At 60.1% G+C, this 23,041-nt stretch carries 20 protein-coding genes; 15 read left to right on the forward strand and 5 right to left on the reverse strand.

Annotated features, from left to right (window positions below; genetic code table 11):
• Positions 1–12: 12 nt before the first annotated feature.
• Positions 13–1,443: a methyl-accepting chemotaxis protein gene (locus tag AHA_RS11275; protein ID WP_011706086.1), complete on the reverse strand. Its 1,431-nt coding sequence runs from the start codon at positions 1,441–1,443 to the stop codon at positions 13–15.
• Between the two features lie 85 nt (positions 1,444–1,528).
• Here AHA_RS11275 and AHA_RS11280 point away from each other — a divergent pair, with 85 nt between their 5' ends.
• Positions 1,529–1,801, forward strand: a complete 273-nt coding sequence (locus tag AHA_RS11280; RefSeq protein ID WP_005300975.1) for an acylphosphatase — start codon at positions 1,529–1,531, stop codon at positions 1,799–1,801.
• 77 nt (positions 1,802–1,878) lie between these two features.
• Here AHA_RS11280 and AHA_RS11285 read toward each other — a convergent pair whose 3' ends face one another.
• Positions 1,879–2,514 (reverse strand): glutathione S-transferase family protein, encoded by a 636-nt coding sequence (locus AHA_RS11285; protein WP_011706087.1) that lies wholly within the window; start codon positions 2,512–2,514, stop codon positions 1,879–1,881.
• Between the two features lie 227 nt (positions 2,515–2,741).
• Between AHA_RS11285 and AHA_RS11290 the strand changes: the two genes are divergently transcribed.
• Positions 2,742–3,704 (forward strand): IS1595-like element ISAhy1 family transposase, encoded by a 963-nt coding sequence (locus tag AHA_RS11290; RefSeq protein WP_011706088.1) that lies wholly within the window; start codon positions 2,742–2,744, stop codon positions 3,702–3,704.
• Between the two features lie 54 nt (positions 3,705–3,758).
• Here the strand turns inward: AHA_RS11290 and metG are convergent, their stop codons facing one another.
• Entirely contained in the window at positions 3,759–5,792 is a 2,034-nt protein-coding gene (gene metG, locus AHA_RS11295; protein ID WP_011706089.1) for a methionine--tRNA ligase, read from the reverse strand.
• Between the two features lie 186 nt (positions 5,793–5,978).
• Between metG and apbC the strand changes: the two genes are divergently transcribed.
• The 4 genes from apbC (at position 5,979) to AHA_RS11315 (ending at position 10,337) form a co-directional block, all read left to right on the forward strand.
• Positions 5,979–7,061 (forward strand): iron-sulfur cluster carrier protein ApbC, encoded by a 1,083-nt coding sequence (gene apbC / locus AHA_RS11300; protein ID WP_011706090.1) that lies wholly within the window; start codon positions 5,979–5,981, stop codon positions 7,059–7,061.
• 109 nt (positions 7,062–7,170) lie between these two features.
• Complete coding sequence (gene udk / locus AHA_RS11305; RefSeq protein ID WP_011706091.1) at positions 7,171–7,815, forward strand: uridine kinase; 645 nt, start codon at positions 7,171–7,173, stop codon at positions 7,813–7,815.
• Positions 7,816–7,878: 63 nt separating this feature from the next.
• Positions 7,879–8,460, forward strand: coding sequence for a dCTP deaminase (gene dcd, locus AHA_RS11310; protein ID WP_011706092.1), 582 nt, complete (start codon positions 7,879–7,881; stop codon positions 8,458–8,460).
• Between the two features lie 407 nt (positions 8,461–8,867).
• Entirely contained in the window at positions 8,868–10,337 is a 1,470-nt protein-coding gene (locus AHA_RS11315; RefSeq protein ID WP_011706094.1) for an inorganic phosphate transporter, read from the forward strand.
• An 815-nt stretch (positions 10,338–11,152) separates the two neighbouring features.
• Here AHA_RS11315 and rne read toward each other — a convergent pair.
• Entirely contained in the window at positions 11,153–14,272 is a 3,120-nt protein-coding gene (gene rne / locus AHA_RS11320) for a ribonuclease E (protein ID WP_011706095.1), read from the reverse strand.
• Positions 14,273–14,683: 411 nt separating this feature from the next.
• Between rne and rluC the strand changes: the two genes are divergently transcribed.
• Positions 14,684–15,628: a 23S rRNA pseudouridine(955/2504/2580) synthase RluC gene (gene rluC / locus AHA_RS11325; protein WP_202795491.1), complete on the forward strand. Its 945-nt coding sequence runs from the start codon at positions 14,684–14,686 to the stop codon at positions 15,626–15,628.
• Positions 15,628–16,275: an HAD family hydrolase gene (locus AHA_RS11330; RefSeq protein WP_011706097.1), complete on the forward strand. Its 648-nt coding sequence runs from the start codon at positions 15,628–15,630 to the stop codon at positions 16,273–16,275. The genes rluC and AHA_RS11330 overlap by 1 nt, the downstream gene beginning before the upstream one ends.
• A 77-nt stretch (positions 16,276–16,352) precedes the next feature.
• On the opposite strand, the gene AHA_RS11335 is transcribed toward AHA_RS11330, so the two are convergent.
• Positions 16,353–16,934, reverse strand: a complete 582-nt coding sequence (locus tag AHA_RS11335; RefSeq protein ID WP_164927647.1) for a Maf family protein — start codon at positions 16,932–16,934, stop codon at positions 16,353–16,355.
• Positions 16,935–17,117: 183 nt separating this feature from the next.
• Here AHA_RS11335 and AHA_RS11340 point away from each other — a divergent pair, with 183 nt between their 5' ends.
• The 7 genes from AHA_RS11340 (at position 17,118) to AHA_RS11370 (ending at position 22,976) form a co-directional block, all read left to right on the forward strand.
• Positions 17,118–18,311, forward strand: coding sequence for an MFS transporter (locus AHA_RS11340; protein WP_011706099.1), 1,194 nt, complete (start codon positions 17,118–17,120; stop codon positions 18,309–18,311).
• Between the two features lie 2 nt (positions 18,312–18,313).
• Positions 18,314–19,288 (forward strand): HTH-type transcriptional regulator YidZ, encoded by a 975-nt coding sequence (gene yidZ / locus AHA_RS11345; RefSeq protein ID WP_011706100.1) that lies wholly within the window; start codon positions 18,314–18,316, stop codon positions 19,286–19,288.
• 69 nt (positions 19,289–19,357) lie between these two features.
• Positions 19,358–20,023: an START domain-containing protein gene (locus AHA_RS11350; protein WP_011706101.1), complete on the forward strand. Its 666-nt coding sequence runs from the start codon at positions 19,358–19,360 to the stop codon at positions 20,021–20,023.
• A gap of 248 nt (positions 20,024–20,271) precedes the next feature.
• Entirely contained in the window at positions 20,272–20,793 is a 522-nt protein-coding gene (gene yceD, locus AHA_RS11355; RefSeq protein ID WP_011706102.1) for a 23S rRNA accumulation protein YceD, read from the forward strand.
• 19 nt (positions 20,794–20,812) lie between these two features.
• Entirely contained in the window at positions 20,813–20,980 is a 168-nt protein-coding gene (gene rpmF / locus AHA_RS11360) for a 50S ribosomal protein L32 (RefSeq protein WP_005300935.1), read from the forward strand.
• A 9-nt stretch (positions 20,981–20,989) separates the two neighbouring features.
• Complete coding sequence (gene plsX, locus AHA_RS11365) at positions 20,990–22,009, forward strand: phosphate acyltransferase PlsX (protein WP_011706103.1); 1,020 nt, start codon at positions 20,990–20,992, stop codon at positions 22,007–22,009.
• A 7-nt stretch (positions 22,010–22,016) separates the two neighbouring features.
• Positions 22,017–22,976 carry a beta-ketoacyl-ACP synthase III gene (locus AHA_RS11370; protein ID WP_011706104.1) on the forward strand — a complete coding sequence of 320 codons (960 nt, stop codon included), beginning with the start codon at positions 22,017–22,019 and terminating at the stop codon, positions 22,974–22,976.
• The last annotated feature ends 65 nt before the right edge of the window (positions 22,977–23,041 follow it).

A 23,041-nucleotide genomic window follows, 5' to 3' on the forward strand; every position in this document is an offset into this window, starting at 1 on the left:
TTTGGCGGTACGTTAGATTTTTAGCCCCTTCAGCGCCTGGGCCAGCTCGGTGGCGGTGGCCTTGAGGCCGGCGGTGCCGGCCACCGAGGCGCTGGCGGACTCTTCCACCTGACCCGCTTCGTGGCGCACCTGATCCAGATTGCGGGTGATCTCCTCGGCCACCGAGCTCTGCTGTTCGCTGGAGGTGGCGATCTGGGTGCTCATCTCCAGCACCGCATCGCTGTGGTTGCTGAGCTTGTCGATGTCGAGCCCCACTTCGCTGATCAAGGCCTGGCTGCTGGCGGCGCGACCTACGGTTTTCTCCATGATGTCGTTCAGCGCCCCTGTGCCGGCCTGCAGCTCTTCGATCATCTGCTGGATCTCCACCGTGGCCTGCTGGGTGCGGCTGGCGAGGGTGCGTACCTCGTCGGCCACCACCGCGAAGCCGCGACCCTGTTCGCCGGCGCGGGCCGCCTCGATGGCGGCATTGAGGGCCAGCAGGTTGGTTTGCTGGGAGATGGCGTTGATGACGTTGACCACTTCGTTGATGCGATTGGCGTTGTGGGTCAGCCGTTCCACCGCGCCGGAGGCGTTGCCTATCTCGTCGGCCAGGGTACGGATGGCGGCGATGGTACGCGATACCCGGGCGGCGCCGTTGGCCGCCTCTTCGCTCGACTGACGGGTCTGTTGCAAGGTGTCGTTGGCGTTGCGGGCCACTTCGCGGATGGCGGCAGACATCTGCTCCATGGCGGCGGCCAGGGAGTCCATGTGCTGGCGCTGGGAGCGGGCCATGCTCTCGCCCTCGCTGGCATGATCGCGAAACTCGTCGGCGGCCAGGGTGAGCGCCTCGGCGGACTCTTCCACCAGTTGCACTATCTTGTGCTGGCGGTCGGTAAACCTGTCGATGCTGCCCGCCAGAATGGAGAATTCGTCGCGCACCGGGAAGAAGTTGAGGCGGAAGGTGAGATCGCCATCCGCCACGGTCTGCAGCGCCTTGTTGGTGGAGTAGAGTGCACCGGAGACAAAGGTCATCAGGTAGTGGGTGACCAGCGCCAGCAGGGCAGCCAGCACGGCGATGATGGTGAGCGTGGTGCCCTGACCATCCCACATGGAGTAGCGGGAGGCATCCAGGGTGCCGGTGACGACCCCGGCTTGACCGGCGCTGGCACCATATCGATAGATGTCGCCCTGCCGGGTTAACCCTGTGCTGCCGGTCGGGCTCAGGGTGAGCTCGGCCGGCAGGGTGAGACCGGCGTGCTGGCTTGATAGCTGGGCACTCAGTTCGACCCGCTGCTTGAGCTGATCCAGGCGCAGTTGCATCTGTTGCTGGTGACCGTCTGCCAGCAGATACCAGCTAAGAAAGGCGATGAACAGCAGCGGGCACCAGAAGGTGATGAGAAATTTTTCGCTGATCGTGAGGTGAATGAGATAACGGTCAACCCACCGAAACTTTACTTCTTTCATAATGGTATTGCGTCCTGCAAGGGGATGAGAGTGTCGCGCTCATTATCGCCTTGGGGGGAAATTTCTTAAGGGGAAGGTGTGAGAAATGGGAGAGCAATCGTTTGTCGTGCGAGTGTGGGGCCTGGTTCAGGGGGTGGGGTTTCGTTACTTCACCCGGGAGCGGGCGCTGCAACTGGGGCTGCGGGGCCACGCCTACAACCTGGAAGATGGCTCGGTGGAGATCCTCATCTGCGGGCCGGAGCAGAGCGTGCAAATGATGCTGGGCTGGCTGGAGCGCGGGCCGCGTACCGCCGAGGTGACCCGGATGGAGTATGAAGTGGCGCCGCCGCCCAAGGGGAGCGGCTTTCATACCAATTGATCGCCTTGCCAGACGCCGAACAGCCATGAGAAACGGGAGCCACACAGGCTCCCGTTTGCATCGATAGCACTCTTGAGTCAGCCGGCCTGGGCGGCATCGGCGATGGCCTGGGTCTTGGCCAGCACCGCCTGCAGGGCGGGGCGTTTGGCCAGACGATCCCGATAGGCCGCCAGCTTGGGGGGAATGGTCTGCTCGAAGCGGGTGGCCCACATCAGGGTATGGGCCAGCAGCAGATCGGCGATGGTTACCTGCTCACCGAGCAGGTAACCCTGCTCGGGCACCCAGGATTCGGCGATGGCCGCCGCCTTGTCGAACTCCCACTTGGCAGTGGGGAAGATGGCCGGCAGGCGCTGGGCCTCGGGCAGGGCGAAGCGGTGCTTGCCAATGGTCCACAGTGGCTGCTCCAGCTCGCAGGTGATGAAACTGACCCACTGGGCGTGCAGCGCCGAGGCCTGGCTCCCTCTGGCTGGCAGCCAGTTCGGGCCATACACCTCGGCCAGGTACTGCATGATGGCGGCGGATTCGGTCAGCACAAACTCCCCGTCCTTGAGCACCGGCATCTTGCCGCTCGGGTTGAGGGTCAAAAACCAGTCGCTGCGGTTCTCGCCCTTGGCGAAGTCGAGAAACTGGAACTGCCATGCCACGTCCAGCTCTTCCAGTAACCAGGATACGCGCAGGGCCCGGCTGACGGGGGTGCCATATAAGGTGATCATGCTTGCTCCTTGCCTGATGAAGGGGGCCATGGGCCCGAAGTGAATCGCCAGTCTAGGCAAATTACCCAGGTGCAACAAGCACCGAAAGGGTGAAGCGCGCACCACCCAGGGCGTTCAGTGGGGAGAGGAACGAGGAAAGGGGCGAAGAGGGCAAATAAAAGGCTCTGTCCCAGTTATGTGTTGAAAGGCTAACCTTGAAGTAGGTCATCACCTTGAGGGCCGCCATCATGGATACCCAAGCCTTCCAACATCTACTGTCCCTCTTCCCATTGCTCACTTTGCGTCAGCGTCGTCTCGCGCAACAGGAACTCACCACCCCTCACCCCATCACCTCGTTGGCCACTCAACTGCCCGCATGCCAATGCTGCCCTCACTGTCAGGCCGAGACCACACAGCTGGCTCCCTGGGGCTGGTCTCGAGGGCTGCGCCGTTATCGCTGCAAGCAGTGTTTGCGCACCAGTTCCGTGCTCACCAACACGCCTCTCGCCCGACTTCGCAAGCCACAGTGCTGGGAAGACTATGCACAGGCCCTCATCGACGGTCTGACCGTCCGGCAGGCGGCGCTCCGCTGTGGGGTCGGTAAAAACACCGCCTTTTTGTGGCGTCACCGCTTCCTGAAGGCCATGGCCAGCCACCAGGCGGTACGGGAAGAGGGTATCGTCGAGGTCGATGAGACCTTCTTCCTGGCGTCGTTCAAAGGACAGCGCGGATTGCCCCGTCCGGCCCGCCATCGTGGAGGTAAAGGCCGTACCCGAGGCACAGGACCGGATTACATCCCGGTGATGGTGGTGCAAGACCGAGCAGGCTACCTGGCTGACTTCCAGCTGGAACGGCTGAATGCCCGGGCGGTGAAGGCGGTGCTTGAGCCGCTTATCGCCCCGGATGCCGTCCTGTGCAGCGATGGTGCCGGGGTGTATGCGAGTTTCAGCGAGGAGCAAGGGATAACACACCAAGTGGTGCGCAATCGAGCGGGAGAGCGGGTGGTGGGTGCATATCACATCCAACATGTGAACGGGTACCACAGGCGATTGAAGGAGTGGATGGAACGGTTCCATGGGGTCGCGACCCACTATCTGAGGAATTATCTAGGTTGGCGAAGGATGTTGGAGCGCTATGGGCGGGAAGTGAATATCTCACGTTGCTTGCATGAGGCGCTGGGGCGCCCCATGCAACACGTAATTGGGACATAGCCAAATAAAAGGGAGGCCTCAGGCCTCCCTCGTTGCTTGATGACCGGGCAGCGCTTACTTGACGCGCATGCCGGGCTTGGCGCCTTCCTGCGGCTCCAGGATCCAGAGATCCTTGCCGCCTGGGCCTGCCGCCAGCACCATGCCTTCGGACATGCCGAAACGCATCTTGCGCGGGGCCAGGTTGGCCACCATCACGGTCAGCTTGCCTTCCAGATCTTCCGGGTTGTAGGCGGACTTGATGCCGGCAAACACCTGACGGGTCTCGCCACCGATATCCAGCTGCAGCTTGAGCAGTTTGTCCGCTTCCGGTACGGCTTCGGCCTTCTTGATCAGCGCTACGCGCAGGTCAATCTTGGCGAAGTCGTCGTAGCTGATGGTCTCGCTGATGGGATCGTCTACCAGCGGGCCACTCGCTTTCGGTGCCTGCTCTTTGGCCAGATCTTCCTTGGACGCGTCGATCATGGCTTCGATTTTGGCCGGTTCGATACGGGAGAACAGCGCCTTGAACGGGGCAACGGTGTGATCAACCAGCGGCATTTCGATGCCATCCCAGCTGAGGGTTTCGGCCAGGAAGGCTTCGGCGCGCTCGGCCAAGAGCGGCATCACCGGCTTGAGGTAGGCCATCAGCACCCGGAACAGGTTGATGCCGACGGAGCAGACCGCCTGCAGCTCGGCGTCAGCGCCTTCCTGCTTGGCAATGACCCAAGGAGCCTTGTCATCCACGTAGCGGTTGGCCTTGTCGGCCAGCGCCATGATCTCGCGGATGGCGCGGCTGAACTCGCGGCTCTCGTAGGCCTCGGCGATGGCAGTGCGGGAGTTGGCGAACTCGGCGTAGAGCTCAGGCTCGGCGCAGGTCGCCGCCAGCTTGCCGTCGAAACGCTTGGCGATGAAACCTGCGTTGCGCGACGCCAGGTTGACCAGCTTGTTGACCACGTCGGCGTTGACGCGGGCGACGAAGTCATCGAGGTTCAAGTCCAGATCGTCGATGCGGCTGTTGAGCTTGGCGGCGTAGTAGTAACGCAGGCACTCCGGATCCAGGTGGTTGAGATAGGTGGAAGCCTTGATGAAGGTGCCCTTGGACTTGGACATCTTGGCACCGTTGACGGTCACGTAGCCGTGCACGTTGACCTTGGTCGGCTTGCGGAAACCGGCGCCTTCCAGCATGGACGGCCAGAACAGGCAGTGAAAGTAGGCGATATCCTTGCCGATGAAGTGATAGAGCTCGGCTTCGGAGTCCGCTTTCCAGTAGCTGTCGAAATCGATGTCGCGGCGCTTGTTGCACAGGTTCTTGAACGACGCCATGTAACCGATGGGGGCGTCCAGCCAGACGTAGAAGTACTTGCCCGGGGCGCCGGGAATTTCGAACCCGAAGTAGGGGGCGTCACGGGTGATGTCCCACTGCTGCAGGCCGCTTTCGAACCACTCCTGCATCTTGTTGGCCATCTCTTCCTGGATGGCGCCGGAGCCGCGCACCCACTCTGCCAGCCATTTTTCAAACTGCGGCAGATCGAAGAAGAAGTGCTCGGAGTCCTTCATCACCGGGGTGGCGCCGGAGACGGCGGATTTCGGATCGATCAGCTCGGTCGGGCTGTAGGTGGCGCCGCAGCTGTCACAGTTGTCGCCATACTGCTCCGGGGACTTGCACTTGGGGCAGGTACCCTTGACGAAGCGATCCGGCAGGAACATGGACTTTTCCGGATCGAACAGCTGGGAGATGGTGCGGCTCTTGATCTTGCCGCCGGCCTGCAGACGGCCGTAGATCAGCTCCGCCAGCTCGCGGTTCTCGTCGCTGTGAGTGGAGTGATAGTTGTCAAAACTGATGTTGAAGCCGGCGAAGTCGGCCTGGTGCTCCTTGGAGACGGCCGCGATCATCTCTTCCGGGGTGATCCCCAGCTGTTGGGCCTTGAGCATGATCGGGGTGCCGTGGGCATCGTCGGCACAGACAAAGTGCACCTGGTGACCGCGCATTCGCTGATAACGAACCCAGATATCGGCCTGGATGTGTTCCAGCATGTGGCCAAGATGGATGGAGCCATTGGCATAGGGAAGGGCGCAGGTTACCAGCATTGTACGAGGATCAGTTGCCATATAGTCGTTCTTGATGTGCTTGTTGGGATGATAGAGTGCCGTGCATGTTACCCGAATTGGGGGTAGCCTGCCTAGGGTTGTGGCTCGTCCGCCCTGCCGGCGTACGCTGGTCGACCAGCAGGCAAGCCACTGATTTGTGTGCGGTAACCGTTCACCTCAAGATAAAGACAAGATAATGAGGAGTTAATGGTGATTGATTCAGTAAAACAGATCCTCGCCGAATTTAAGCCAACTGGCTGGGGCAAGGATCTGGTGGCTGCCGGCTTTGTGCGCAGCATCGACAAACAGGGCTCGACGCTGACCATCAAGCTGGTGCTGCCCTTTGCGGGCCACTCCCTGTTTGAGCAGATCAAGCAGGAGTTCGATGCTCGCCTGCGCAGCGCCACCGGCGCCACCCGTATCGACTGGGTTGGCGAAATCGAGGTAGCCAGCCTGCCGCGAGCGCAAGGGCTGGCGGCGGTGCAGGGCATTCGCAACATCATCGTGGTCGCCTCCGGCAAGGGCGGGGTGGGCAAGTCCACCACCGCGGTCAACCTGGCGCTGGCGCTGCAAAAGGAGGGGGCGCGGGTGGCCATTCTGGATGCGGACATCTATGGCCCCTCCATTCCGACCATGACCGGGACCTTGAAGGAGCGCCCCGTCAGCCATGACGGCAAGCTGATGGAGCCGGTGATGGCTTGCGGCCTCAAGAGCAACAGCATCGGCTATCTGGTGGCCGAGCAGGATGCCACCATCTGGCGTGGCCCCATGGCGAGCAAGGCGCTGGCCCAGATCCTCCACGAGACCCGCTGGGGCGAAGTGGACTATCTGGTAGTGGACATGCCGCCGGGTACCGGCGACATCCAGCTGACCCTGGCCCAGCAGGTGCCGACCACGGCGGCGGTGATCGTCACCACGCCGCAGGACGTGTCACTGGCGGATGCCCGCAAGGGACTGGCCATGTTCAACAAGGTCAGCGTGCCGGTGCTTGGCATCATCGAGAACATGAGTTACCACGTCTGCAGCGTCTGTGGTCATCATGAGCCGCTGTTTGGTACCGGTGGTGGCCAGAAGATGGCGGAGCAGTACCAGGTGGCGCTGCTTGGCCAGCTGCCGCTGCACATCGACATCCGCCAGCACATGGACGATGGCTGTCCGACCGTGTTTGGCGCCCCGAGCGGGGAGCTGGCAGAGGCCTATCTGAAACTGGCCCGTCGGGTGGGAGCTGAACTCTATTTCAGCGGTAAACCGATTGCGACCCCCCTCTATGCCATGGCGCTGGATGAATAATCGGCGGTCGACCGCCTGGGGTGGATTTGAGGGTGGGCATGGCTCACCCTTTTTTATATAATGGATCGGTTTAAACCATCCCCACTGCTCTTCTCTTTAGGTATTTTCAATGTCTGATACTCAACATTCGTGTGTGATCATCGGTATTGCTGGTGCATCCGCTTCCGGCAAGAGTCTTATAGCCCAAACCATCTATGAAGAGCTGGTGGCCGAGCTGGGAGCCGGTCAGATTGGCGTGATCACCGAAGATTGCTACTACCGCGATCAGACCCACCTGACCATGGAAGAGCGGGTCAAAACCAACTATGACCACCCCAACGCGCTGGATCACGACCTGCTGGTCCAGCACCTGAGCCAGCTGGTGCAAGGTGATGCGGTCAATATTCCCCAATACTCCTATACCGAACATACCCGCATGAGTGAAGTGACCCCGTTCGCACCGCGTCGGGTGATCATTCTGGAAGGGATCCTGCTGCTGACCGACAGCCGTTTGCGGGATCTGATGGATGCCTCCATCTTCATGGATACGCCGCTCGACATCTGCCTGCTGCGCCGTCTGGTGCGTGACGTGCAGGAGCGTGGCCGGACCATGGACTCGGTGCTCAAGCAGTACCAGAAGACGGTACGCCCCATGTTCCTGCAGTTTATTGAGCCTTCCAAGCAGTACGCGGACGTGATCGTCCCCCGTGGCGGCAAGAACCGCATCGCCATCGACATGCTCAAGGCGCGTATTCGCCACATGTTGATTGGTTGAGAGAAATCAAGCCGGGTGATGCCCGGCTTTTTTAAATGAACAATTTGTCAGGAGAGTCGCCCAATGCGTCTTTGTGATACCGATATCGAACGTCATCTGGATGAAGGCAAGATCGTCATTGAGCCCAGACCCGGTATTGAACGGATCAGCGGCGTCAGCGTCGACGTGCTGCTGGGCAACGAGTTTCGGGTGTTTCGCGATCATACCGCCCCCTATATCGATCTGAGCGGCCCCAGCAGCGAAATGGCCGACGCCATCGATCGGGTGATGAGCGATGAAATCCATGTGCCGGATGGCGAAGCCTTCTATCTGCACCCGGGTCAGCTGGCGCTGGCGGTGACCTATGAATCGGTCACCCTGCCGGCCGACATCGTGGGCTGGCTGGATGGCCGCTCGTCCCTGGCCCGCCTCGGGCTGATGGTGCACGTGACTGCGCACCGCATCGATCCGGGCTGGTCCGGCCGCATCGTGCTGGAGTTCTACAACGGCGGCAAGCTGCCGCTGGCGCTGCGCCCCAAGATGAAGATCGGTGCGCTGAACTTCGAGATGCTCTCCGGTGTGGCGGCGCGTCCCTACAACAAACGGGAAAACGCCAAGTACAAGAGCCAGCAGGGTGCGGTTGCCAGCCGCATCAATCAGGACTGAGAGCGGGTCGACAGTCGAGCCGTTGGCAATGTGTTAAAAGAGGGCGCCGATGGCGCCCTTCTCCATTTGCTTCGGCAGATTGATGTGGCGAAGAGGGCAGGGCGAGGGAGTGATCTTGCCTGCCATTCGTACAAACAGGGCGATACGGTCGGTCGAAAATTGACGGAGCCGAGGTCGGTGAGAGTGATCTCTGCGGCAGACTGATGATGAATTGTTCCCGTTTGGGCACTGTTTTTGTCAGGCAAGGTCTGTTTAATTAATCTGTGACAAGCCGCATGGTGACTGGCTCTAAGCTATTTGCAGACGGAATGCTCTTTTTTTTTCTTACTGAAATATTTCAACAACGGGTATGGCGTTACCAGCCTTCTGGCATAATCCGCCGCAACTCATAAACAGGTTCGTTTTTTATGTTTGAAATGTTTAGTGGTTTGGGTTTGTGGTGGTCAATCGGTTTGGTATTGGCCGTTTTTTTTGTGTTGGCCTATGAATTCATCAACGGCTTTCACGATACCGCCAACGCGGTAGCAACGGTTATCTATACCAAGGCGATGCCGGCACACATGGCAGTAGTGGCCTCCGGTCTGTTCAACTTTGCCGGGGTCATGATGGGTGGTCTGGGCGTGGCTTATGCCATTGTCCACCTGCTGCCCATCGATCTGCTGCTGGGGATGGACTCCACTCAGGGTCTGATCATGGTGTTCTCCCTGTTGTTTTCCGCCATCGTATGGAATCTGGGTACCTGGTTCTTCGGGATCCCGGCGTCCAGCTCACATACGCTGATCGGCTCCATTCTGGGGGTAGGCGGCGCCTATGCCTGGATCAGCCATCAACCGCTGCAGGAAGGCATCAACGTCGCGAAAGCCATCGACATCATGCTTTCCCTCATCATCTCTCCCACCGTCGGTTTCATCATCGCCGCATTGCTGCTGTTCGCCATGAAACGTGTCTGGCAGGGCAGCAAAATCCACAAGACCCCGGAAGAGCGTCTGCTGGTGGACGGCAAGAAGCATCCGCCGTTCTGGGCACGTCTCACTCTGGTGGCATCTGCCATGGGCGTGAGCTTTGTGCACGGTTCCAACGATGGCCAGAAGGGTATCGGTCTGGTGATGCTGGTGCTGATCTGCATGGCTCCTGCCTATTTCGCACTGGACATGAACAGCCGCTCCTATGACCTGGATCGCACCCAGGATGCCAATCAGCGCATCATGGAGATCTATCAGCGCAACCATGAGCAGGTTTCCAAGGTAGTGAACTTCAGTGTGCCTGCCCAGGCCCAGGAAGAGTTGATGACCCATTGTGCTGCCGATGGTGCCTTGCAGGCCATGGCCACGCTGGACAATCGTCTTGCCCAAGTGCGGACCTATGAAGAGATGGACCTGACCGACCGCCGTGAAGTGCGCCGTCTGCTGCTGTGTATCGACGATACCGCTCGCAAGGTGTCCAAGCTGCCGTTGCCGGCCAAAGAGCTGACTGACCTAGCCAAATGGCGCAAGGATCTGACGGCCACTGCCGAATATGCACCGACCTGGGTCATCGTCTCCATCGCGCTGGCGCTGGGCTGTGGCACCATGGTGGGCTGGCGTCGTATCGTCTACACAGTAGGCGAGAAAATTGGCTCCTCCGGCATGACCTACAGCCAGGGGATCGCCGCCCAGATCACCGCTGCCGCCTCCATCGGCGTGGCCAGTCTGACCGGGATGCCGGTATCGACCACTCATATCCTCTCCTCTGCGGTAGCGGGGACCATGGTGGCCAACAAGTCGGGCCTGCAGAGCCAGACCATCAAGACCATCTTGATGGCCTGGGTGCTGACCCTGCCGCTGACCATGCTGCTCTCGGGTGGTCTGTTCCTGATCAGCCATCATCTGTTCAGCTGATCGCAGATACCAAAAGCGTGTTGAGAAAGGGCCCTTGCGGCCCTTTTTTCATGGCCTTAAAAACGAGCGTGTGATGTCAGGCTCCTACCCGCCGGGTTTCCAGCCTGACCATCCTTCATATGCCATCAAACTAATTATTCCATTTAATCAATTAGTTCTCTCACCCTCCAAGATCATCCCCACCCATCAACAGGCATTCAAAACAGAGGGAGGTGGCAGATTGGGCATCTTTTGCGGTTAATACCCCCTGCATAGGGTGCCGTGAGAGCCATGGCGCTGCTCGGCTAAGGTCGGCGCCTGTTATCCCATGGTACATGACGGCCTAAATTAGCAGATGGGATTAGCTGTGTTGACAGCGGTGGAAGAGGGGTCTTTGCCTGTATTGGTCGGCAGTACGTCTGGAGTGCCGAGAGGATGGAAGGTCGAATGGACAACCAATGCCGATTGATAGAGGCATACGCACTTCAAACCGATTTCGAGATGTTGGCCATGTAGTTCATGCGCACCAGTGTCGTCAAGGATGTCTACACAGCGCGATATTTGTATCTGTGCCGGCTCTTATCTTATCCAGTCTGCCTAAATCAGGAGCCATACAGTCGCAGCAGCAGGAAGACAAAACAAGGAGTGTGGATTGAGCCGCAATGAGCCAATGGCTGTGGTTATTCAATATGATGCGAGAGACTTGTGGCTCTAAGTGCTAGTAGGTAGGTAGCGGAGTAGTAAAAGGACGGGTAACCGAGACGAGCTGACGCTATACCGCACCTAAAAAAAAGAGCCACACAATGTGTGGCTCTTTTTGTCAGACTAGCGAGTCATCAAGGACGACCGGCCGGGCTGGTTGCAACGTTGACCGCTGCGGTACTGCCGCCATGGCGACCTGAGCTTGCCACTTCACTGCGCACCAGCGGCGCATGATCAACCGGCTCGCGTACTGGCAGGGCAGGGGCCGCAGCCGGTGTGGCCATCGGCGCAGAGGCCTTGCGGGCACCGGCCAGCAGGCCACCACCACGTTTGACTTGCTTGGCCACAGGGGCTGCTACGGCAGTGGCTACCGAAGCCTCGTCAGCGATGACAGGCTCAGCGACCGGAGCTGGCTGTTCAACCACTGCCGGAGCCGCTTCTTCAACTGCCGGTGCAGCAGGTGCCGCTTCAACCACGGCAGTCTCGATGGCCGGAGCCTCGACAGCAACGACTTCCGCTGCGACCGGGGCTGCAACTTCTGCAACCACTGGCTCGTTGACAACCGCTACCTGGGCTTCTTCAGCAACTACCGCAGCAACTACCGCTTCGGTTACCACTGGCTCTGCGGCCACGACTTCAGCCTGCTCGTGAGCCTCTGCCACAACGGCTTCAGGCACGACATGCTCGGTCAGCGCAGCAGAGGCCTGCAGGGCGGCGGCAACCGCTTCAGCACTGGGGATGGTGATGACAGGGACTGCCGGCTCTTCCACTTTCACCTGGGCGGCATCTGCCTGGGCAGCTGCAGTCAGGGTAGGGGTAGCGCCTTCGGCAGACTGTTCTTCATCTTCACGCTGGCTGCGGGCATCTTCATTGATGCGCTTGCGACGTTGGCCTTCGATACGCTGATTGCGCGGCGTACGACGGGAACGACGCTGGCCTTCGGCCTGCTCATCGTGCTGCTCTACTGAGTCGGAGGCATCTTCGGTGGCAACAACCGGAGCATCGGCGGGCAGGGCGGCAACGTCGCTGGCCGGGGCATCGACCCGGATCTGCTTGCGCAGTTGACGGCGTTCGCGGCGCTCAGCCACTTTCTGCTCTTTTTCCAGACGCGGCTCGTCGTTGACCATGGTGGTATCGACGGTTTCTACCGCGTCAACGACCACTTCGGCACGAGGTTCACGCGAAGCACGGGGCTCACGAGCAGGGCGCGGGGCGCGGGGTTCGCGTTCCTGACGCGGCTCACGAGCCTCGCGAGGTTCACGTTCCATGCGCTGTTCACGCACTTCGCCACGGGCTTCACGCTCTTGGCGCGGCTCACGCTCTTTGCGGGGACGACGGTTGCGGCTTTCACCGCCTTCACGGTTGGCACCCGCTTCCCGCTTCTCTGCGGCGTCGGCAGGGCTGCGGTTACCACGGTTGTCATCACGACGACCACGCTGACCACGGCTGCGGGTTTCATCGCGTTGATGACGATGACCCTCATCCTTGCGTGCTTCGCGCTGGGCGGCCGGTTTGTCGGCCGGAGCCTTCACGTCGGCAGGGGCGGTGTCGGAACCGAACAAGCCGGAGATGGCCTTGAACAGTTTGCCAAACAGACCGGCTTCGGGGGCGGCCGGTGCAGCGGGAGCCACGACCGGGGCCGGCGCGGCGGGGGCCGGCTGGGGCGCCTGGACAAAACCTTGCAGCAGCGGTTGTTCGCGCTCGATCACCTGAGCCTGCTTCGGCTGGTAGACCGGCTTGGCAATCTCGGTTTTCAGCTCGTAGCTGGCCGCTTCCGGGATCTCGTTCTGACGGATGCGGGTCACTTCGTAGTGCGGGGTTTCCAGATGCTGGTTCGGAATGATGTAGACACGTACATCATTGCGCTGTTCCAGGCTGGCGATGGAAGCACGCTTCTCGTTGAGCAGATAGGCAGCAACATCGACCGGCACCTGACCGTGAACCTGCTCGGTGTTGTCCTTCATGGCCTCTTCTTCGATGAGACGCAGGATGGACAGCGCCAGTGATTCGTTGTCACGGATCACACCCTGGCCCTGGCAACGAGGGCAGATATGGCTGCTGGACTCGTTGAGGGAGGGACGCAGACGCTGGCGAGACATCTCCAGCAGACCGAAACGGGAGATCCGGCCCAGCTGGATGCGGGCACGGTCCTGATGCACCGCTTCACGCAGACGGTTTTCCACTTCGCGCTGATGACGAACCGGAGTCATGTCAATGAAGTCGATGACGATCAGGCCACCCAGGTCGCGCAGACGCAATTGACGGGCAATTTCGTCGGCCGCTTCCAGGTTGGTTTGCAGCGCCGTCTCTTCGATATCGCCGCCCTTGGTGGCGCGGGAGGAGTTGATATCGATGGAGGTCAGTGCTTCGGTCGGATCGATGACTATGCTGCCGCCGGAGGGCAGACGCACTTCACGCTGGAAGGCCGACTCGATCTGGCTCTCGATCTGGAAGTGGTTGAACAGGGCAACTTCACCCTTGTACAGCTTCACGCGATTGAGGAAATCGGGACGAACCAGCTCGATATGCGCCTTGGCACGCTCGAAGATGACCGGGTTGTCGATCAGGATCTCGCCGACATCGCGACGCAGGTAGTCACGGATGGCCCGCACGATGACGTTGCTTTCCTGATGGATCAGCACCGGTGCAGAGCGACTCTGTGACGCCTTGTGGATGGAATCCCAGTGGTTGAGCAGAACGTTCAGATCCCACTCCAGCTCTTCTGGCGACTTGCCCACACCGGCGGTACGCACGATGAGGCCCATGCCGTCCGGCACGGTCAGGCCGCTCAGGGCTTCTTTCAGTTCAGTCCGTTCATCACCTTCGATACGACGGGAGATGCCGCCGGCGCGAGGATTGTTCGGCATCAGTACCAGGTAGCTGCCGGCCAGACTGATAAAGGTGGTGAGGGCTGCACCCTTGGTGCCACGCTCTTCCTTGTCGATCTGGACGATCACTTCCTGGCCTTCGCGGACCACTTCTTTGATGTTGGGACGACCCTGATAGGAGTAACCGGAGGGGAAGTAATTGCGGGCGATTTCCTTTAACGGCAGGAAACCGTGGCGCTCGGCGCCATAGTCGACAAAAGCAGCTTCAAGACTGGGTTCTACGCGGGTGATTTTGCCCTTGTAAATGTTCGCTTTTTTCTGCTCGTGTCCCGGACTTTCAATATCCAGATCGTAGAGCTGTTGTCCGTCAACCAGCGCTACGCGCAACTCTTCTTCCTGAGTCGCGTTGATTAGCATTCTTTTCATTGAGTTCTCGTTATTTTGTCATTTTGATTTCCTCCACAGGATCCTGCCGGCGCCGGCCTCGGGTCTTCAGCATACTGGGGCAACCTCCCGGTTGGGGTATGCATGAGGCGCAAACTAAGGGCACTCTGGTCCAGCCTTCTCGAGAAGGCATGAAAAGGATACCGGTGTGGAGACAAATTAGCGGTTCTGTTTGCGTTCTCCATGCGCTGTACCTCGCACCCGGGAACCGTCATGTTCTTGTATACACGGTGTTTCGGGATTGGGTGGCATAAATTTTGGCCACTTAGTACAAGGCTTGAACACAATGACAAAACCTTGTTTATTATCCCATTTAAACCACTTTTATAGCAAGGCGCCATTTTTCAACAAAGCATGCAGCCAAGGGCCGCCGGCAGTGTTAAAATCCGCGCCATGACACAGATACATCAACAAGTGCAGCTGCTCACCATCGAAGCTGAGCATGAAGGGCAGCGCATCGACAATTTTCTCAAGACTCAGCTAAAGGGCGTCCCCAAGAGCCTGATCTATCGCATCCTTCGCAAAGGGGAAGTGCGCGTCAACAAAAAGCGCATCAAACCGGAATACAAACTCTGCACCGGCGACGAGGTACGGGTTCCCCCCGTGCGGGTTGCCGAAAAGAACGAACTGCCCTCGGCCAATCTCGGCAGCATCCAGCGTCTGGAGAGCCAGATCCTGTTTGAAGATGATGCCATGATCGTGCTGAACAAGCCGTCCGGCATGGCGGTACACGGCGGCAGCGGTCTGAGCTTTGGCGTGATTGAAGGGCTGCGTGCCCTGCGCCCGGAAGCCCGTTTCCTTGAACTGGTGCATCGGCTCGATCGCGACACCTCCGGCGTACTGCTGGTTGCCAAGAAGCGCAGCGCCCTGCGCAGCCTGCATGAACAACTGCGGGTCAAGACCATGCGCAAGCAGTACCTGGCGCTGGTGCGTGGCCAGTGGCAGCCTCACGTCAAGGTGGTCAATGCGCCGCTGCGCAAAAATGACCTGCAATCCGGCGAGCGGGTAGTGCGGGTCAGCAGCGATGGCAAGCCTTCCGAGACGCGTTTCCGGATTGCCCGTCAGTTTGCCGAGGCCACCCTGGTGGAGTGCAGCCCGATCACCGGTCGTACCCACCAGATCCGGGTGCATACCCAGCATGCGGGTCATCCCATCGCCTGTGATGACAAGTATGGAGAAGCCGCATTTGACGATAAAATGCGTAGCCATGGGCTGAAACGACTGTTTTTGCATGCCTGGAAGCTGAGCTTCATCCATCCGGCCGATGGCCGCGAGATGCAGGTGGAAGCACCGCTGGCCCCCGAACTCGACGACTTCCTGAACAAGTTGGCCCGCTGATGCAGACCATCCGGCTCGCCATCTTCGATTGGGACGGTACCCTGATGGACTCGGTGGGCCGGATTGTTGCCTGTGTGGCGCACGCGGCTGGCGATTGCGGCGAGCCCGTGCCCACCGCCGTCGAGACGCACCAGATCATCGGTCTCAGTCTGGAGGTTGGTATCCCCCGGCTGTTTTCCCTGGAGCAGGGGAGTGAACGAGCCAACGCCCTGATCGCCCGTTATCGCCACCATTACGTCCATGACAGCACCCCCAGCCCGTTGTTTGCCGAGGCAAGGGAGCTGTTGCAGCATTGGCATGCACAAGGGGTGGCCCTGGCGGTCGCCACCGGCAAGTCACGGCGTGGATTGGACAGGGTACTGGATGATACCGGGTTGCGGCCGCTGTTTGCCGCCACGCGCGGGGCGGACGAGGCCAACTCCAAGCCCGATCCCCTGATGCTGACGCAAATTCTGGATGAGCTGGGCATTGCCCCGCACCAGGCGGTGATGATCGGCGATTCCATCCACGACATGGCGATGGCCGAGGCGCTGGCCATGCCGCGGATCGGGGTGAGTTGGGGCGTGCACGACCGTACACGCTTGCTGGCCCACCATCCGCTGGCGGTGGTCGATACCATGGCGGAGCTTCAGCGGTTGCTGGATTAGCCTTGCGATATGACCGATGAATAAACGAAAAACGGGAGCCTTGGCTCCCGTTTTTCATGGCTGACATGCCGCTCCCATCAGGGCAGGGTGATACCGTGGCGGGCCAGCAGCTCGATCAGGCCGATCAGCGGCAGGCCGATCAGTGCATTGGGATCGCGCCCTTCCAAGGCCTTGAACAGCACGATCCCCATGCCTTCACACTTGAAGCTGCCGGCACAGTCGAGGGGCTGTTCAGCTTCTACATAGCGGCGGATGGCCGCCTCATCCAGCTGGCGAAAATGAACGGTGAAGGGTTCTATCAGCTGTTCGGCGCGGCCAGACGCGGCGTCCAGCACGCACAGGCCGGTATAAAAGGTGACGCTGCGCCCCTGGGCCGCCATCAGCTGGGCCACCGCTCGCTCGACCGTTCCCGGCTTGCCCAGGATCCGGCCATCACAGACGCACACCTGATCCGAGCCGATGATCAGCCCCTGATCATGCTGGTCGGCGATGGCACGGGCCTTGGCATGGGCAAGCCGTGCCACCAGCGTCTGTGCATCTTCACCGGGCAGCACGGATTCATCAACATTTGGCGCGGCGCACTCAAAGGGGAGGCCCAGCTTTTCCAGCAGGGCTTTGCGGTAACGGGAGGTGGAAGCGAGGATCAGGGGACGCGACATGGCAATCAGGTATCCAGGTTCAGAAACGGGCAGGCGTGGATGGTATCGCCCCCGTGCGGCGAGGGCAAATATCGCCGCCATTCTCTCCAGCATGTCGAGATTGGAAAACACCGCTATCGGCTTATTCATCCGGCCTGACGTTATAGTGCCCCGTCGATGCTACCCATTCGCTGAGGAGTCACCATGGGCCGTTACATGCTCTGCTGTTTTTTGATGATCACGCTCTACCCGGTAGGGATCGATCTCTATCTGGTGGCGTTGCCCAACATAGGCGCCAGCCTTCAGGCCAGCGAGGCTCAGCTGCACACCGCGTTTTCCCTCTATCTGCTCGGCATGGCGGCGACCGTCCCGTTGGCCGGCCTGCTGGCGGATCGCCACGGCCGCAGGCCGGTGATCCTGAGTGGGGCCGGCTTGTTTATGCTGGCGTCGCTACTGGCCGGCAGCGCCGACGACACTGCGCAGTTTCTGCTGGCGCGAGTGGGTCAGGGGGCAGGGGCTGGCGCGCTCTACATCATGACATTTACCGTACTGCGAGACGTGCTGCCACCGGCCCGTCTGGCGGCCGTGCTGTCGGCCATCAATGGGGTCATCTGCGTGATCCCCGTGCTGGCGCCGCTGCTGGGCTATCTCATCCTGACCGGCTTCCCATGGCCTGCCATCTTTCAGGCCATGGCGCTGCTCGGCGGCATGGTGCTGCTGATCAACCTGCTGGGGCTGAAAGAGAGCCTGCCGCTGCACCCTGAGTCATCCTCGAGCGCGTCAGCAGCCCGCTTTGCCTGCTTGCGAGCGCCGCAGTTCCTCTGGATGTGCGCGTTGAGCAGTGCCGGCATGACCTGCATTCTGACCTACGTCAGCACTTCACCCATGATCCTGATGGCCCAGAGGGGGCTGGCAACCGCAGAGTATGCCCGCATCATGATGATCATGGCGATGATCAGCATGATCACCTCTTTCCTTGCCCCCTGGTTGCTGCGTCGGCTCCACAAGCACAGCCTGCTTGCACTGGCCCACAGCGGGTTAGGGTTGGCGCTGCTGCTGATCCTGGCCTCTCATCTTGAGAGCTCCTGGGGCCTGTGGCTGCTACTGGCGGGCTTTGCCTTCACCTGCATCGGTTTTTCCGCGAGCTTCGGCATCGCCATGGGTGAGGCGCTGGCCAGTTGCCGTCACCAGATAGCGCTCGCCAGCGCCACCCTCTGTCTTGCCCAGATAACCGTGAGCGCCGGCTATATCTGGCTGATGGGGTGGCTTGGCTTTACCCCCAGCACGCTGCTTGCCTGTGCCCTGCTCGGCGCCGTGTTACTCTATCTGCTCTTTCGCGCCTTGGGACCGGCCTTCGACAGCCCCGCCCACGGCGCCCCGGTCATGGAGAATCCCTGAGCATGCGTCCCTTGATCGACCTCGATCTCAATTTGTTGGTGGTATTTCGGCTGTTGTTGCAAGAGCGCAGTGTCACCAAGGCTGCCAAGAAACTCAATGTTACGGCGCCCACCGTCAGCAAGGCGCTGGCGCGGCTGCGCGACTGGTTCGACGACCCGTTGTTCCTTCGCACTCAGCGGGGGCTGGAGCCCACCAATCTGTCGCTCACCCTGGAGGAAGAGCTCAAGGAGTGGTTCCAGCTATCGGGCAACATCGCCTCTCTCTGCGGCAATGCCATTCCGGCGGGGGCCGCGTTCAGGCTGGTGTTGGAGTCGCCCTTTTACATCAGCTTTCTCAATGATCTGCCCATGGTGATTTATGAAACCTATCGCAAATCGACCATCCGGATCATGAACTGGGACCATCACTCCCTCAACGACATCATCAATGGCGATGCCGATCTCGGCTTCTGTGCGAGGGAAACCCACCCCAGCTCGCTTGCCAGGGTCAATCGGCTGCCCTATTACATCGATCACGAGGTGTTGTTCGAAGACAGGCCCATGGTGTTTTTGCGCAAGGATCACCCGCTGCTGGCCCGCACCTGGAACCTCGACAACTTTCTCGCCTATCCCCATGTCAGCGTGGTGTGGGAGGCGAGCGATGCCTGGGCGCTCGACAGTCTGCTGGATGATGAGGGGCTTAGCCGGCAGGTGCCGATCCGGGTCTCCAGCTTCGAGCAGGCGCTGCATATCGCAGCCCAGTCTGACCACGAACTGATCGCGGTGGTGCCCTCCTATTGCGCCAGCTATGCCCGCCAGCACCACAACAATCTCATCTCCTTGCCGTTGCCGCTGGATGAAGCCCTCTATCGGCAACTCGACATCGCCTTCATCCTGCTCTGGCACAAGCGCAACAACCACAACACCAAGGTGCTGTGGCTGCGCGACGAGATCAAACGCCTCTACCACCAGCATATCGGGGCCGCTGGCGCGGGTTAACCCTGGTCAGCACCTCGCAGGGCCAGAAAAACGGCTATAAGCATAGGAATGGGCAAGGCGGGGTCATGGATGATGAGAGTCGGGATATGGCTGTTATGGCTGCTCTGCGCGCCGGCCTGGGCACAGGGCTGGCACCTGCAGGCGGGGGAGGCGGGCATACTGCTTTGGAGCCGGGCCCATCCTCCCGGCGCCTTTCAGACTTTGCGCCTGGAGATGAACGTGGCTGCTCCGCCGTCGGCGCTGCTGGCCGTGCTGCGTGATACCGCCCGCCATCAGGAGTGGCTGCCCCAGAGCCTGGAGGTAAGAGTTCTGGCCAAGCCGGCACCCGATGAAGATCTGGTCTATACCCGGCTCTCTGCGCCCTGGCCGGTACAGGAGCGGGAGCTTATCACCCACTCCCGCCTGCAACGCCTACCAAATTGTGCTCTGGTGCTGACGGTATGGGCCGCCCCTGATGCTCTGCCGCCTTATCCCGGTCGGGTGCGGATCCGCACCAGTGAAGGACGCTGGGAGGCGGTGCCGCAACTCAACGGCACCACCCTGATACGCCTCGAAACCTATACCAACCCGGGTGACAACCTGCCTGGTTGGCTCATCAACCCCATCGCAGCCCAGGCCGCGCTGGACAGTTTTCGGGCCATCCGCCGTCTGATGGAGGCCATCCCGCCCGAACCTTGCCCTTGCGCCCGCATGCGGCAGGGGCGTCAGGTTGGGCTGTGCGGCAGCCATCCATGAACCCCGTTGGAGCAGGGGAGTGATTGAGCCACCTGCGCCGTGAAATGCTGCTGTCAAGGAGTGAGCCGGATCCCCGCCGTCAACGCAAATGCGGCCAGGATCCGGTGTCGGATCCGTTGGTTTATGGCATAATCAGCCACCGGTGAGCGCAAGTTCCGCCATGTGCGGGGGTTGTGAGGTTAAAATCATCGGCGGTAAGGACTTTTTCCTTTGACTATCAGTTGTTGGACCTATAATATTCGCGCCCTATGCAAAAGGTGAAGTTGCCCGTAAAGGTTGATCCAGTCCGTAGTGCCTCGAAGCTGCTCGATTATGTCGGGATAGTGGAAAAGTCGCAGATGCCCAGGCTGGAGGAATCAACCGCAGGCTTGCAGAGTGATATCGATGTATCGCTGCACTTTGGCAAAGATGTCCAGAAGTTGACCGTTATGAAAGGCACTGCCCATGCCAAGGTTGACCTGGTTTGCCAGCGTTGTGGAGAAACATTCGAGCATCTCTGTGAAGCTGAATTTATCTACACTCCGCTGTTCGAGAGAACAAACGAGGAAGAACTGCCGGAAGCTTATGAGCCCATTGAGTTGGACGAAAACGGCGAGATGGATCTTCATCAAATCCTGGAGGATGAACTCATCCTTTCGTTGCCGCAGGTGGCCATGCATCCCATGGATGCTTGCCCGCGCGGTAACATGGAGATGACCTGGGGTGAAATCGAACCTGCTGATGAGCGGCCGAATCCCTTTGCAGTTCTTGAAGAGCTTAAACGTAAGTGAATTTAGGAGTTAGCCTACAATGGCCGTACAACAGAACCGTAAAACCCGTGCCAAGCGTGGCATGCGTCGTTCCCACGATGCGCTGACCACCGCTGCCCTGACTGTTGATCAGACCAGTGGCGAAATCCATCGTCGTCACCACGTGACTGCCGATGGTTTCTACCGCGGTAAAAAGGTAATCGCTTAAGGATTGCCTTTGTCTACGCAAACTGTCGCGCTAGACATCATGGGGGGAGATATTGGCCCCTCGGAAACAGTGCCTGCCGCCGTGCAGGCACTGTCTCTTTTACCCCAGTTAAAACTGATCCTGGTCGGTGACCAACACCAGACCACCCCTCTTTTGCAGCAACATGGCTTGCTGAATCATCCCCGCGTTCGTTTCGTGCATGCATCCCAGGTGGTTGGCATGGGCGACAAACCGATCGTGGCGCTGCGCACCCTGAAAGACTCCTCCATGCGGGTCGTCCTCAATCTGGTGAAGGCCGGCGAGGCCGATGCCTGCGTCAGCGCCGGCAATACCGGTGCGCTGATGGCCATGGCCAAGTGCGTGCTCAAATCCCTGCCCGGGGTCGACCGACCCGCTCTCATCAAGGCGTTGCCCACCCTTTCCGGCAAACGTACCGTGATGCTGGATCTTGGCGCGAACGTCAGCTGCGATGCCGATACCCTGCTGCAATTTGCGGTGATGGGCGCCGTGGTGGCTGAAAAGGTGGAGGGCATTGCCGCTCCCAGGGTGGCCCTGCTCAACGTGGGGGAGGAGGAGATCAAGGGCAACGATCTGGTGCGCCACAGTGCCGAGTTGCTGCGCCAGTGCCAGGCGCTCAACTTCGTCGGTTTTGTTGAAGGGGACCGGATCTTCAGCGGTGAGTGCGACGTGATCGTCTGCGACGGTTTTGTTGGCAACGTGGCCCTCAAGACGGCGGAAGGGGTCGTGCGGATGATGGCCCAACTGGCCGGATATCCCCGCAAAAAACGCAGTTTTCTTGGTCGTATCGCCGGATTTATGTTCAAACGGCGTTTTTCTTACCTGAACCCCGACCAGTATAACGGTGCAAGTCTGTTAGGATTGCGCGGCATTGTGGTAAAAAGCCACGGGCGGGCCGAACGGCGCGCCCTGTGTAACGCGATCCTGCTGGCCGCGCAAGAGGCCAAGCATCAACTTCCATTGCAAATAGCAGATCGCCTTGAATCTGTCTTTTCCGACAGGGATCTATAAGAACTCTATGCATAGCAAAATTTTGGGTACTGGCAGTTATCTGCCGAACTCGGTACGTACCAATGCCGATCTCGAACAGATGGTGGAAACCAGCGACGAGTGGATTGTGGAGCGTACCGGGATCCGTGAACGTCGCATTGCCGGTGCCGATGAAACCGTCGCCACCCTGTCTCACCAGGCCGCTCTGCGCGCCCTGGACGCGGCGGGCCTGACCGCCGCCGATCTCGACATGATAGTGCTGGCCACCACCAGTGCCGAGAACGCCTTCCCGGCCGCCGCCTGTGAATTGCAGGGCCTGCTCGGGGTGCAAGGGATCCCGGCTTTTGATGTGGCCGCCGCCTGCGCTGGCTTTACCTACGCGCTCTCCATTGCCGATCAGTTCGTCAAATCCGGTGCCGCCCGCCACGTACTGGTGGTCGGGGCCGATGTGCTGTCACGCATGTGCGATCCGCAAGATCGCGGCACTATCATCATTTTTGGTGACGGGGCAGGGGCCGTGGTGATCGGTGCCAGCGAAACGCCGGGCATTCTCTCCACCCATCTGCATGCGGATGGCCGTTACGGCGATCTGCTCAAGCTGCCGCAGCCGCGTCGCGGTATGCCGGGGGCCGAACTTGAAGCCTACATGTACATGAAGGGCAACGATGTGTTCAAGGTGGCGGTCACCCGTTTGAGCGAGATCGTCACCGAGACCCTGGCCGCCGCCGGCATCGCACCGAGCGAGCTGGACTGGCTGGTGCCTCATCAGGCCAACTTCCGCATCATCAGCGCCACCGCCAAGAAGCTTGGCATGGGGCTGGACAAGGTGGTGCTGACCCTCGACAAGCACGGCAACACCTCTGCCGCCTCCGTGCCCATCGCCTTCGATGAAGGGGTGCGTGACGGCCGGATCAAACCGGGCCAGCTGGTATTGCTGGAGGCCTTCGGCGGTGGTTTTGCCTGGGGCTCGGCGCTGGTTCGCCTCTGATCGTGGTCGGGATGAGCAATCTGGCTCATCCTGCCGCTCTCATTTTTGTCTTATCTAAAGGAATC

Source organism: Aeromonas hydrophila subsp. hydrophila ATCC 7966 (genome assembly GCF_000014805.1).
GTDB classification, from domain to species: Bacteria; Pseudomonadota; Gammaproteobacteria; order Enterobacterales; family Aeromonadaceae; genus Aeromonas; species Aeromonas hydrophila.